Raw genomic sequence first — 12,098 nt, 5'->3', positions numbered from 1 at the left:
ATGTGCAACCGATCAGTTCGTGCCGATCCGTGCCAGCAGTTCCACGATCCTGCTCTGCACCTCGGTGCTCGTCGAGCGTTCGGCGAGGAACAGGACCGTCTCCCCCGCGGCCAGGCGCGGGAGTTCGGACTGGTCGACGGCGGCGGTGTAGACGACGAGCGGGGTGCGGTTCAACTGGCCGTTCGCGCGCAGCCAGTCGACGATTCCGGCACGACGGCGGCGTACCTGCATCAGGTCCATCACTACGAGGTTCGGCCGCATCTGCGCGGCCAGGGTGACAGCGTCAGAGTCGGATGAGGCCCGAGCTACTTGCATCCCGCGCCGCTCCAGCGCCGAGGTCAGAGCCAGCGCGATCTCCGCATGCTCCTCGATGAGCAGCACACGCGGTGGGTGCTGCTCGCTGTCGCGGGGCGCCAGCGCCTTCAGGAGTACGGCAGGGTCGGCGCCGTAGGCCGCCTCGCGCGTCGCCTGCCCGAGTCCCGCCGTCACGAGCACCGGGACCTCGGCGGCGACGGCGGCCGTACGCAGCGACTGGAGCGCCGTACGCGTGATGGGCCCGGTCAGTGGATCGACGAACAGCGCGGCCGGGAACGCGGCGATCTGCGCGTCCACCTCCTCGCGCGAGTGCACGATCACCGGCCGGTAACCGCGGTCGCTCAGCGCCTGCTGCGTACCGACGTCCGGCGCGGGCCAGACCAGCAACCGACGCGGGTTGTCCAGGGGCTCCGGGGGCAGCTCGTCGTCCATCGGCTGCGGCAGGGGCTGGTTCGCGACCTCGACCGCGCCGCCGGGGCCGTCGAGCGGCTCGGGACCTTCGTCGGCGTTCTCGTCCGGGGCTCCTATGGCGTACGAGCGGCCGGGGCCCTCGGTGGCGTCGGCCGGCCGGGGCTCGGGTGCTGGCGCGTTCGGCTGGGGCTGGGGCGCCGCGGTCGGCTGCGGGTGCGGGCGAGCCGCCGTCTCCGGGTGCTCGCCGGCGGATTCGGGCACGGGGACGGGCTCGGGGATGGCTTCGTTACGGGTGCCGAGCTTGCGGCGGCGGCCGGAGCCGTTGGTCGCGTGAGGCGGCGGCGGCGTCGGAGCTTGGGGTTGGGGCTGCGTCTGCGGCTGGAGTTGCTGCTGAGCCTGGGACTGCGGCTGGGGAGCCGCCAGTGGCGTGGGCTGGGGCTGCTGGGCGTCGCTCATACGGCGACCGAACGGGACGCCCTGCCCGAGCGTACGGACGCTGAAGGCGCGGCCCTGGGTGGAGTTGGGGTCCACGGCGGGCGCGGCGGCAGCGGGTGCTGCGGGGGGTGGGGCTTCGGCGGGGAGCGGCTGGGCTGTGCGAGGCGCGTCCGCTTCGGTCGGGGCCGGGGCCTGGGCGGCGGGGGCTGCGGCCTGGGGTGCCGGGGCTTCGCCCGAGCCCGGCCAGGGCTGGGACTGGGACTGAGGGCTCGGGGCCGCCATGGGCTGGGGTTGCGGCTGCGGCTGCGGCTGGGACTGGGAGTTCTGCGCGACGGCAGTGCCCTGAGGCGACGTACCCGCAGCGGGGACACCGCCCGCAGGCGTGGTCGCGGCAGCGGCCTCCGCGGGAATTCCCTGCGGAGGTACGCCCTGTGCCGGGATCATCGGCTGAGGCATGCCCTGCCCGGTAGCCCCCGGAACGGTGACGCTCTGGCCGGGAGCTCCCTGCTCCGGGACGCCTTGCGCGGCGACGGGCTGTCCGGGAACGCCCTGGGCGGAAGCATCACCTTGCGCGGGAACCCCCTGAGCGGGAGTGAGTTGTGCGGGAGCCCCTTGAGCCACCGCCTGCGCGGGCGCCATCTGCCCGGGAACACCTTGCCCCGCCCCCGTGGCGTCCCCCTGTCGGGCCCGCCGCCGCCCGGTAGGAGCCGACACCGGATGCGGCTGTGGCGGAGTGTGATCCTCGGCAGGATCGTGCAGGGCCGCATCATGACGCCCATCGTCGGCCGGCACCTGCCCGGCCTGCACCTGCCCGGCCTGGCCGTGACCGACTTGCTGTTGTCCAGTCTGCCCATGCCCGGCCGGCACCTGCCCGGCCTGCTGCTGTCCGGCCTGCACCTGACCGACCTGCCCGTGCCCGACCTGCACCTGTCCGGCCTGAACCTGTCCGCCGGCCTGAACTTGTCCGGCCTGCCCGTGACCGATCTGCACCTGCCCCGCCTGCCCCTGGGCCGGCTGCTGAGCGGCGTACCCAGGCCCGCGGTCCGCCTCCGCCGGCGGCAGCGCGAACACCGAGCGCGGCCCGGCCTCCTGAGCGGCCTGGCGTTCGGCCGCCGCGGCCAGCGCACGCCGACGCCGCCCGGTCGGCCGGCCGGCTCCGTCACTGCCATGGCCCGACGGCAGCGCGGCAGGCAGCGCCTGCCGCTCACCGCCGACCTGCCGCGCACTCTGCCCCTCGGGGGCGGGCACGCCCTGCGGAGGCACCGTCGGCCCGAGCCCGGTGGCCGCGGCACCCGCAGCATGCTCGGCTGCGGTCACGACCGCACCCTCGGCAACCCCGCCGCCGCTTTCCGCGGGACTCGGCCGCCCCCGCCGCCGCCCGGTCCCACCGGACACCTGGGAACCCTCACCGGTCCCCTGCGCAGGAACGGGCACCTGCGCCGTCTGCGATTCATTCGCCGCAGCCCGCCTGCGCCGCCGCCCGGTGGGCGCGGCCGCCCCGGTCTCCGTTCCCGTCCCTGCCCCCTCGGCCGAGGGCGTGACATCACTCTCCAGGAAGGCGTCCACCGAGGCCCGCCGAGCCCGCCGTCGCCCGCCACCCGCCTGCGCGGGGACCTGTTCGGGCAACGCAAGCGCGGAACCAGGCCCACCCTCCGCCGAGGCACCCGAGCCCGCAGCCATATCCGCACCAAGATCCGGCGCCGGAGCCTGAGCGGAAACCGCCCCGGCCCCACCCCCGATGGGCACCTCGAGCACAAACGCACTGCCGCTCATCCCTGGCACCTCGTGCGTCTGCAGCACTCCACCGTGCGCCCGCACGATCCCGCGCACGATCGGCTCGTGCACCGGGTCTCCCCCGGCATACGGCCCCCGCACCTCGATCCGTACGACCTCGCCGCGCTGGGCCGCCGCCACGACGACCGTGTTGTCCATGTAGCCACCGGCCGAGACCGGCGCGTTGCCCGTCGAGTCGACGCCCGCGACGTCCGCGACAAGGTGCGCGAGCGCGGTCGCGAGCCGCTGGGGGTCGACCTCGGCCTCGATGGGCGGCGCGTGCACGGCGAACTGCACCCGCCCGGGCCCGATCAGCTCGACGGCTCCGTCGACACCGGCCGTGACGACCGCGTCGAGCATGACCTTCGTCCGTACGACGTTCTCGGCCCCGGCGTCGAGCCGCTGGTAACCGAGCACGTTGTCGATGAGTGTGGTGATCCGGGAGTAGCCGGCCGCAAGGTGGTGCAGTACCTGGTTGGCCTCGGGCCACAGCTGTCCGGCGTCGTCGGCGGCGAGGGCGGACAGGTCGCCGCGCAGCTGGTCGAGCGGGCCGCGCAGGGACTGCCCGAGCACGGCAAGCAATTGCTCGTGCCGCGCGGCCAGCGCCTCGTACCGGTCCTTTTCCCGCTCGGCGAGCGCCGCGTAGCGGTCGTCGCCCGCGGCCAGCTCCTCCTCATGCGCCTCGCGCAGCCCGGCGAGCTCCTTGCCGTGCTCGTCCCGGAGCGCGTTCAGCGCCGCGGCATGCTCCTCGGCGACCCGCGCGAGCTCCTCCTGATGCCGCAGGGCAGCCGCGTCCTTCTCCTCGACAAGTGCGTCGTACGCCCGCCGGTCGGTGAAGGTCATCACCGCGCCGACGAGCTGGTCCCCGTCCCGCACGGGCGCGGTCGTCAGGTCGACGGGCACCTGGTCGCCGCTCTTGGACCACAGCACCTGTCCGCGCACCCGGTGCTTGCGCCCCGAGCGGAGAGTGTCGGCGAGCGGCGACTCCTCGTACGGGAAGGGGGTGCCGTCGGCGCGCGAGTGCAGCGTCAGCGGATGCAGTTCCTGCCCGCCCAGGTCGCTGGCCCTGAAGCCGAGAATCTGCGCGGCAGCCGGATTGACGAGGACGACCCGCCCCTCCGTGTCGGTCCCGACCACGCCTTCGGCGGCGGCCCGCAGAATCATCTCCGTCTGCCGCTGCGAACGCGCAAGTTCGGCCTCGGTGTCGACGGTGCCGGAGAGGTCGCGTACGACAAGCATCAGCAGCTCATCGTTGGTGTAGCCGGAACTGTCGTACGCCTGCTGGCCGTTCTCCAGATTCGCGCTCGTGACCTCGACCGGGAACTCGCTGCTGTCGGTGCGCCGGGCCATCATCCGCCGCGGCTTGGTCCCGCCGCGCGGGTCGATGCTTTCGGGCCGGCGCATCGACCCGGGGATCAGCCGGGAGTCGAACTCGGGCAGCAGATCGAGCAGCCCGCGCCCGACCAGAGCCGTCCCCGGGGCCTCGAAGGTCTCCAGGGCGATGGTGTTGGCGTTGACGACGGTCCCATTGGCGTTGACCAGCACCAACGCATCAGGAAGCGCGTCCAGTATGGCTGCGAGGCGAGCAGCGCCTCGGGATGGCCTGCTGCTCACGAGACGCTTCCTCCCTGTTACCGCACCTTGCCGACCGCGGAGGCCATCTTGCCAACCGGTCCGCGACGTGTCACGCGAGGGAGTCTACGGGCAGAGGTTGCGCTCGCGACGCCGGATGAGAGGGAGGTCGCACGCAGAAGGGAAGTAGAGAAGACGCAGAAGCTGTGACCTCCTCGTTGGCCCTCGTCCGCGGCCCTCCCCCTCGGCAGGCCAGGGGCCACTCAGGAACCGAGCCCCGGAAGTACGGGCACCATGGCGTCCCACCGCGCGATCTCACACCCGTCACCGCGCTCGTACGTGGCGTCGACGGGCCGCCCGGCCCACGTACCCGTGACGCGAGCGGTGGCCGGACCGCCGTACTGCATCGTGCACATTCCCTTGGGCTCGACGGGCGCGAACGGGTCCTCACCCCAGCCCGTCCCTCTGTCCAACCGCTCGCAGGCGCCCTCAGCGTCGGGATGACTACCGCCCTGCGGATGACACTCCAGCTCGTACGTCCCGTCCAGCCCGTCCCCCGCGTCGCTGACCGTCACCGTGAGGCGGTCGCCGTCGGGAGCCGGCGGCGGCATCTGTGGAAGCGGCGCGGAGGGAAGCGGTTCGGCGTACGCGGCCAAGGGCGCCGCTGCGAGCACGGCGAGGGAGGCGGCGGCGGAGGCGGCTGCGGTGAGGGCGAGACGGCGGAACATGGGGGGCTCCACGGGGTGGGGGGGCGGGATGATCGGGCTGTGGTCGGTTCTGTGGTCGAATCGCTGGTCCGGGGCACAGGCCCCATCCCTTTAACGCTGCCCGTCCCGCGACGTTGCGCCGCGTTACGCCTTTGCCCTTCGCCCTTTCCGCCTAGTACCGTGGGGGGCGATTGGTGACACCCCGCTGGGCTGTGTCATCATCTGCACGCACCACTCGCGCTCGCGCGGGAGGCTGTGCTGGAGGCGTCGCCTAGTCCGGTCTATGGCGCCGCACTGCTAATGCGGTTTGGGACTTCAATCCCATCGAGGGTTCAAATCCCTCCGCCTCCGCCTCATGATCCTGAAGCCCTGGTCACGACTGGCCGGGGCTTCGGTCGTTCATCGGCCCTTCCCAGGCCGTTTCCGCAGGTCATGCAGGGTCCGCTAAACGGATTTCGCGAGGCGCCACCAGTCATGTAATGTTGTTCCCGCAACGCCGACCGGGCCCAAAAGCCCGCCAGGAAGAGCCAACACAACAGAACACACAGGCACTCGTAGCTTAACGGATAGAGCATCTGACTACGGATCAGAAGGTTGCAGGTTCGAATCCTGCCGAGTGCACACAGGTCAGTGGCCCCGGAGTAGTCCGGGGCCACTGGCGTTTTTGGGCCGTACAGCAGCGAAGTACAGCAACGGGCTGATGTCAGCCGTCAGCTGGGCCGCTATCGGTGCCGCCCATCGCTGCGGACAGCTTGTCGAGCGCCGCGCCACCTCCTCCTCGCTGGCTTCGGCGTAGGCCTCCATCGTCATGGCGATCTGCGAGTGCCGGAGGATGCGCTGAGCGACCTTCGGGTGCACCTTCAGAGCCACCAGGAGCGAGCTGCACGTGTGCCGGGTGTTCCGGAGGGGGGATGTCCCGGAGTCCGGCGCGACGGGCCCGCAGGGCGAACATGCGGGTCAGGTTTCCCGGCTCGATGGGCGTCCCATGCTTCGTGGTGAAGACCAGGCCGCGCATGTCCTGCCAGAGATCGCCAGCCGCCTTCCGGTCCCCGGTCTGCTGAGCGCGGCGCATCCGTAGCGCCTTAAGGCAGAACTCCGGCAGCGGCAGGAAGTGGTCCGACTCCTCGGTCTTGGTCTCCCGGTGGAGGATCTGACGGCGCCTCATTCAGCCCCGTTCACGGCCGTTCAGAGAGGGACACACGTCAAGCTCGCCACACGGGCTCGTACGACCGGCGCCTGAGCCAGTCCGTCTTGACCGCGCGCCCCAGCCCGTCGTCGACCACCCGGCCGGACGTCTCGTAGGCCTCGCCCGCGGCGAACTTCTCCTTCGCCAGACGGTCCCGGAACGTCCTTAGTGCGGTCAGCACGATCGTGGGGAGGGGAAGCCACCGGTCACCGGCGTCGGTCTTGGTGTCCTTCTCGCGCAGCCGGTTCGATGGTGGGGGCGCGTCCCGAGCGTTGCGACGCCGCGGAGATCAACCAGAAGCCCTTAGGCGCGGGGGATGGACTCGCGGAAGCCGTACAGGGCAGACGGCCACTGCTGCCCGTCTGGTACGAGCGGCTGCCCGAACCACCCAAGACCCGCAGGACCTGCCTCTCGGTGGCCTTTGGGAGGACACCCGGGAATGGGTGAGCCAGGGCGACATGAACAACGAGTGCTTCGACGTACCGCAGATGTCCTGGGAGCCCTGATGTGTCTCGGCCGAGCCCTGATGTGTCTCGGCGCCAAAGCGTTCCCGAAAGAGGTTACCGATAGGCCAACTGTTCGAGAACAAGATGGTAAGCAGACCCAACCATTACACCAACTCCCCGGTCTAGCCATCAGTTAGCTGGATGAGACGGAGATACGGGGACGCATGCAGATTTCCTTTGCGTTACACAGTGATTACGGAATTGGGGGTGCGATCCGGACGACGTTCAGCCTTGCCCAGCAGCACGACGTCGAGATCACCTCGGTACTCGGCCACCGCGACGAGCCGGTGTTCCAGCGGAACCCGCGCGTGCGCGTGCGCCACCTCGTAGACATCCGCGAGGACGGCCCGGGACGTGACGGGGACTCCGCAGACCGGGCGCCGGCCCGGATCTTCCCGTGCGGGGAGGGCCGCTACGGCCAGTACAGCGCGCTCACCGACCGCCGCATCGCCGAGCACCGCTCCACGGTCGAGGTCATGCGCTGCGGCCTGCCCGTCGTCTCCACGGACTGCCCGCACGGCCCGGGGGAGATCACCGACAACGGCGTGGATGGACGTCTCGTCCAGGTCGGCAAGGTCGGGGCCATCGCCGATGGCCTGCTCGAACTGATCAACAACGAGGCGCTGCAGCATCGGATGGCGGGTGCGGCGCTCAAGAACTCCGAGCGCTTCGACCCGACCGGCCGGGATCGCCGAGTGCTAGAGCCGATCGCCGCCGCACCGCAGGCGGCCGACTTCTTCAACACCATGGTCCGCTGGGAGGCGCCGTGATCCGCAACATCTTTCGCACATCCACCGCTGCTGCCGCCACCGCCACATCGGCGAACGTGACGCAGGCTGGTGTGCCCAAACTGATTCACGTCATATGGATCGGCAAGAAGGCCTTCCCCTACCGGGACAACTTCCGCACCTGGAAGGAGCACAACCCCGACTACCGGGTGCAGCTCTGGACCGACAAGAACCTCCCGGCACTGCACAACCAGTGGGTCTACGACGCCCTCGCCGACCAGCCGCCCGCCGTACGGGCCGACTTTCTCCGCCTTGAACTCCTCGCCCAGTACGGCGGCATCTACACCGACGCCGACTCCTGGTGCACCCAGCCCATCGCCCCCCTGATCGACGGCCTGACCCTGTTCGGTATGACCGGCAACAAGGGCAACGTCCAGAACGCCACCCTCGGCACCGTCCGGGACCACCCCGCCTACCGCATGATCGTCCAAGGCGCCGGAGCGCGCTACCTCCGCCTGGCCTACCTCAAGCGCAACACGACCGAGAAGTACGAGGTCTTCGACATCTTCGGCACCCGCTACATCACCCCCATACTGCGTTCCTTTCCTGACTTCACCCAGATCGACCGAGGTGCGGTCAAGGGAAGTCGCCGCCTGATAGTCGTTGAGGGCCAGGACGACACCAGCGAGGCATTCATCGTCCACGCCAACGCAGTCAGTTGGAAGAAGCCGGGTGGCGACAACCGGCTCACGCTCACACCGGCCCGCCCCGAAATGTAGAGAGGAAGAAACGGCTGATCACTGTCGCCGGCGCACCACCGACCCCGTGCTGCTGATGCCCGACACCGGCGGTGCCCGGCGCGGGCGTGCGGGTCGGCTCCGGCGGCTTGGTCGTCCTCGGCCGCGAGGCAACCTTGCAGGGCAGCTACTACGCGGGCTAGGTACTACGACCTGGTACGTGCGAACGCCCCATGGAGCTCATGGACCCCACGGACGGCCTTCGTGCCACTACGGATCGGAAGGGCAGGTTCGAATACTGCCGAGTGCACGCAGGTCAGAGGCCCCGGAGTATTCCGGGGCCTCTGGCGTTTTTCGGGCCGTACCGCAGCGAAGTCCACCAAGGGGCTGATGCCAGCCGTCAGCTGGGCCGGTAGTGAGCCGCAGGTGGCCGCTGCCGATGATCAGTAGCAGTGGCGATCACGGCGGAAAGGACGGCGGTCGCGGCGAGGGTCCCCATCATGATCAACCCCACGCCGACCGCGAAGAGGCCGGAGGTGTCGTCCGACCAGTCGTAGAAGGCGGCAGTGGTCAGGCCGGCCGTGGGGCCGAGCACAGCGCCTACGAAGTAGCGCCGGGATGCCGCCCAGCACACCGGTACCAGCAGAGTCAGCACCAGCCCGATCACTTGCCACGCCTCGTACGGGCCGGTCATCGTGCCGTCAGGCTGCACGTCACGTTGCTGGTCCCAGCCCAGCCAGGCAGCCCACATCGCTATCGAGACCCCAGCCGTCGCGGGGATCGACAACAGCTGGAGAACGGGTTTCCGTAGTCCTTGGCTCATCTGCCAAGCGTTTCGGCTCACGCCGTCACCGACCAGGGCACAAGTACTCAGCACTCCCTGAGTACTTCGGGGCCGCCGCGGCCGTTCGGGGGATACGCGGGGCGCCTCCGGCGGGATTTCTCCCCGCGGTGGCATCCCTTGAGGGGACGAAAGGGAGACATGATGCCGCTCTATCTATCGAGGTTCAGCTATACGCCGGAGACTTGGGCGAGGCTGATCGGTCACCCGGAGGACCGTGCGCAGGCCGCTCAGTCGTACATCGAGTCCGTCGGCGGGAAGCTCCATGGCTTCTGGTACGCCTTCGGCACGCACGACGGCTACAACCTGTGGGAGGCCCCGGACAACGTGTCCATGGCCTCGGTGGCGCTGGCGATCAGTGGAGGCGGCGCGCTCAGTTCGTTCGAGACGACCGCCCTCCTGACCGTCGATGAAACACTCGAGGCCCTGCGCACAGCCGGGCAGGTCCAGTACCGGGCGCCTGGCGCGTCCACATAGACGGCGGCCCTGGCCGCAACAACGGCATACACAGGTGAGAGGTCCCCGGTGAATCACCGGGGACCTCTTGTCAGTGGTGCCCTTTACGCTTTCGGTGATGGCACAGGTGTGGAGATGTACGGGGCTGCGGTGGGGTGTCGAAGGGCCCGTGCTCGGGTGGGGTGGTGGGCGGAGCAGCGCGTTGTCGTGGGGGAAGCGGGTGGCGTTCGCGATGGTCGACGGGGGTGTGCGGACGTGTGTGGGGGCGCGGGGGAACAGCTGTCCCGTGCGGGCTGTCGTGTCCGGGCGCAGTGTCGGGGCGCAGTGTGAGGAGTGTGCGCGGCTGGAGCGGACGCACTCTGTCGCCGCCGACACCGTCGCCGATGATCCGCGGCCGTATCACGTGTATCTCGCGTGGTTCGGGAGCGGGATGGTCAAGGTCGGGATCACCGCTGTGGAGCGGGGAGAGGCGAGGCTGCTGGAGCAGGGGGCCGTTGTCTTCAGCTGGCTGGGGCGTGGGCCCCTGATGGCCGCCCGGCGCAGTGAGGAGTTGCTGCGTACGGCGTTGGGGGTGCCGGACCGGATCGCGTACGACGCCAAGCGCGCCGTACGCAGTGCGTTGCCGGAGGCGGCGGTGCGGGCGGGCGAGGTCGAGGCGCTGCACGCGAAGGCCGTGGGGCTCGGTGGCTGGCCGGAGGCTCTGGAGCGGATGCCGTTCGTGGCCGTCGATCATGCCGGGGTGTTCGGGCTCGACGGGTCGCCCCCGGCTGGGGGCGTGGTGAGTGAGCTTGTGGCGGGGGGTGTAGTGAGGGGTGAGCTGGTGGCTGCCGCCGGGCCCGATCTGCATCTGGCCGGCGAGCGTGGGGTCGTCGTGCTCGATACGCGGCTGATGAAGGGGTGGGAGCTGAGTGCCGCCGGTGAGGGTGAACCGGCCGGTGCGGTGACGGTGCCGGTACGGGAGTTCGGGGGGTTGCAGGGCGGGATGCAGGACGGGCTCTTCTGAAAGGCACTGAATGTCGCTGGACGTCGTGCGGGGTGCGCGCCGAGAGTGGGGGACATGAGCGATCAGTCCAGTGCGCCTGTCGCCGCGCACGAACCGCCGTACTACGCCGTCGTGTTCACCTCCGTGCGGACCGAGGGGGACAACGGATACGGCGAGACGGCCGAGCGGATGGAGGAGCTGGTGAAGGAGATCCCGGGGTTTCTCGGGATGGACTCGGCGCGGACGCCGGGCGGGCTCGGGATCACCGTCGGGTACTTCCGGGATGCCGAGGCCATCGAGGAGTGGCGGGGCGACATGGAGCACCGGGCGGCGCAGAAGCAAGGGCGTGAGAGCTGGTACGAGGGCTACACCGTCCATGTCGCCAGGGTTGAGCGGAGCTATGGGTTCCGGCGTGGGCAGGGCTGAGGGGGAGGACGGGGCGGCGGCCGGACCTTCGCAAGAAGGCGGCGATGTCCCGTCGGCTTCAGGCGGCGCTGACGTCCGGTCGGCTCAAGAAGGCGCCGAAGTCCGGCAGTTCTGGGAGGGCCTCGGGCTGCCCGGGCTCGTCGACGTGCACACCCACTTCATGCCCGAGCGTGTTCTGCGGAAGGTCTGGGAGTACTTCGACGCCGTCGGTCCGCTGACCGGCCTCGACTGGCCGATCACCTATCGGGGCGAGGAGGATGAACGGACCGCTGTCCTCAGGCAGTTCGGCGTGCGCGCGTTCACCGCCATGCTCTACCCGCACAAGCCGGGCATGGCCGAGTGGCTGAACGAGTGGGCCGTCGACTTCGCCCGCCGGACCCCTGACTGTCTGCATACGGCGACCCTGTTCCCAGAGCCGGGCGTGGCGTCGTATGTGCGCAGGGCGGTGGACGACGGGGCCCGGGTCTTCAAGGCGCATGTGCAGGTGGGGGCGTACGACCCGGCGGACGAACTCCTCGATCCCGCCTGGGGGTTGCTCGCCGAGGCCGGGATACCCGTCGTGATCCACTGCGGGTCCGGGCCCGCGCCCGGCAAGCACACCGGGCCGGAGCCGATCCGGCGGGTGCTCGCCCGGCACCCCCGGCTGCGGCTCGTCGTCGCGCATATGGGCATGCCCCAGTACGAGGACTTCCTCGGCCTCGCCGAGCGGTACGGCGAGGTGCGGCTGGACACGACGATGGCGTTCACCGACTTCAGCGAACGGTTCGCGCCTTTCCCGCGCCGGGCGCTGCCCCGGCTGGATGCCCTCGGCGACCGGATCCTGCTCGGCTCCGACTTCCCGAACATCCCGTACGCGTACGTCCATCAGCTCCAGGCACTGGAGCGGCTCGGGCTCGGGGACGACTGGCTGAGGGCGGTCTGTTACGGGAACGGGGTGCGGCTCTTCGGGCTGTGAGCGTCGCTCGTCCGCAGCCCGGCCCGACGGCCGGCGAACACCGAGGCGCGCTGCACGGCTCCGCGCGG

The 12,098-nt window shown here is 70.3% G+C and carries 10 protein-coding genes, 2 tRNA genes and 2 pseudogenes; 9 read left to right on the top strand and 5 right to left on the bottom strand.

Going from position 1 to position 12,098, the window contains the following annotated elements; all coding sequences use genetic code 11:
- Nucleotides 1-12: 12 nt before the first annotated feature.
- Both ACGFNK_RS26015 and ACGFNK_RS26010 read right to left on the bottom strand, forming a co-directional pair.
- Entirely contained in the window at nt 13-4,548 is a 4,536-nt protein-coding gene (locus ACGFNK_RS26015) for a PAS domain-containing protein (RefSeq protein WP_393419649.1), read from the bottom strand.
- 221 nt (nt 4,549-4,769) lie between these two features.
- On the bottom strand, nt 4,770-5,234 hold the full coding sequence (locus ACGFNK_RS26010; RefSeq protein ID WP_393419647.1) for an SSI family serine proteinase inhibitor: 465 nt from the start codon (nt 5,232-5,234) through the stop codon (nt 4,770-4,772).
- A gap of 239 nt (nt 5,235-5,473) precedes the next feature.
- Here ACGFNK_RS26010 and ACGFNK_RS26005 point away from each other — a divergent pair.
- Both ACGFNK_RS26005 and ACGFNK_RS26000 read left to right on the top strand, forming a co-directional pair.
- Nucleotides 5,474-5,564 (top strand) — tRNA-Ser (locus ACGFNK_RS26005).
- Nucleotides 5,565-5,761: 197 nt separating this feature from the next.
- Nucleotides 5,762-5,834: transfer RNA gene (locus ACGFNK_RS26000), tRNA-Arg, on the top strand.
- A gap of 82 nt (nt 5,835-5,916) precedes the next feature.
- On the opposite strand, the pseudogene ACGFNK_RS25995 reads toward ACGFNK_RS26000, so the two are convergent.
- Nucleotides 5,917-6,369 (bottom strand): annotated as a pseudogene (locus tag ACGFNK_RS25995) (tyrosine-type recombinase/integrase); the annotation flags it as partial.
- A 46-nt stretch (nt 6,370-6,415) separates the two neighbouring features.
- The gene (locus ACGFNK_RS25990) at nt 6,416-6,580 is read right to left on the bottom strand and encodes a hypothetical protein (protein WP_393419645.1); all 165 of its coding nucleotides are present in this window, start codon (nt 6,578-6,580) and stop codon (nt 6,416-6,418) included.
- A gap of 153 nt (nt 6,581-6,733) precedes the next feature.
- On the opposite strand from ACGFNK_RS25990, the pseudogene ACGFNK_RS25985 reads away from it, so the two are divergent.
- The 3 genes and pseudogenes from ACGFNK_RS25985 to ACGFNK_RS25975 all read left to right on the top strand — a co-directional run.
- Nucleotides 6,734-6,905: pseudogene (locus ACGFNK_RS25985) on the top strand (amino acid ABC transporter substrate-binding protein); the annotation flags it as partial.
- 164 nt (nt 6,906-7,069) lie between these two features.
- Nucleotides 7,070-7,675 (top strand): glycosyltransferase, encoded by a 606-nt coding sequence (locus tag ACGFNK_RS25980; RefSeq protein WP_393419643.1) that lies wholly within the window; start codon nt 7,070-7,072, stop codon nt 7,673-7,675.
- Between the two features lie 71 nt (nt 7,676-7,746).
- Nucleotides 7,747-8,412, top strand: a complete 666-nt coding sequence (locus ACGFNK_RS25975; RefSeq protein WP_393419641.1) for a glycosyltransferase family 32 protein — start codon at nt 7,747-7,749, stop codon at nt 8,410-8,412.
- Between the two features lie 358 nt (nt 8,413-8,770).
- On the opposite strand, the gene ACGFNK_RS25970 is transcribed toward ACGFNK_RS25975, so the two are convergent.
- A complete protein-coding gene (locus tag ACGFNK_RS25970) occupies nt 8,771-9,193 on the bottom strand; it encodes a hypothetical protein (protein WP_393419639.1) in 423 nt (140 codons plus the stop codon).
- 162 nt (nt 9,194-9,355) lie between these two features.
- On the opposite strand from ACGFNK_RS25970, the gene ACGFNK_RS25965 reads away from it, so the two are divergent.
- The 4 genes from ACGFNK_RS25965 to ACGFNK_RS25950 all read left to right on the top strand — a co-directional run bounded on the left by ACGFNK_RS25965 (nt 9,356) and on the right by ACGFNK_RS25950 (nt 12,030).
- Nucleotides 9,356-9,688 carry a GYD domain-containing protein gene (locus ACGFNK_RS25965; protein WP_386340313.1) on the top strand — a complete coding sequence of 111 codons (333 nt, stop codon included), beginning with the start codon at nt 9,356-9,358 and terminating at the stop codon, nt 9,686-9,688.
- A 97-nt stretch (nt 9,689-9,785) separates the two neighbouring features.
- Nucleotides 9,786-10,670, top strand: coding sequence for a DUF2797 domain-containing protein (locus tag ACGFNK_RS25960; protein WP_393419637.1), 885 nt, complete (start codon nt 9,786-9,788; stop codon nt 10,668-10,670).
- A 54-nt stretch (nt 10,671-10,724) separates the two neighbouring features.
- The gene (locus tag ACGFNK_RS25955; RefSeq protein WP_386340319.1) at nt 10,725-11,075 is read left to right on the top strand and encodes an antibiotic biosynthesis monooxygenase family protein; all 351 of its coding nucleotides are present in this window, start codon (nt 10,725-10,727) and stop codon (nt 11,073-11,075) included.
- Nucleotides 11,062-12,030: an amidohydrolase family protein gene (locus tag ACGFNK_RS25950; RefSeq protein WP_393419635.1), complete on the top strand. Its 969-nt coding sequence runs from the start codon at nt 11,062-11,064 to the stop codon at nt 12,028-12,030. The genes ACGFNK_RS25955 and ACGFNK_RS25950 overlap by 14 nt, the downstream gene beginning before the upstream one ends.
- The last annotated feature ends 68 nt before the right edge of the window (nt 12,031-12,098 follow it).

The organism is Streptomyces sp. NPDC048825 (assembly GCF_043198355.1).
In the GTDB taxonomy this organism is placed as follows: Bacteria; Actinomycetota; Actinomycetes; order Streptomycetales; family Streptomycetaceae; genus Streptomyces; species Streptomyces xiangluensis.
This window is presented reverse-complemented; position numbering and strand designations above follow the sequence as displayed.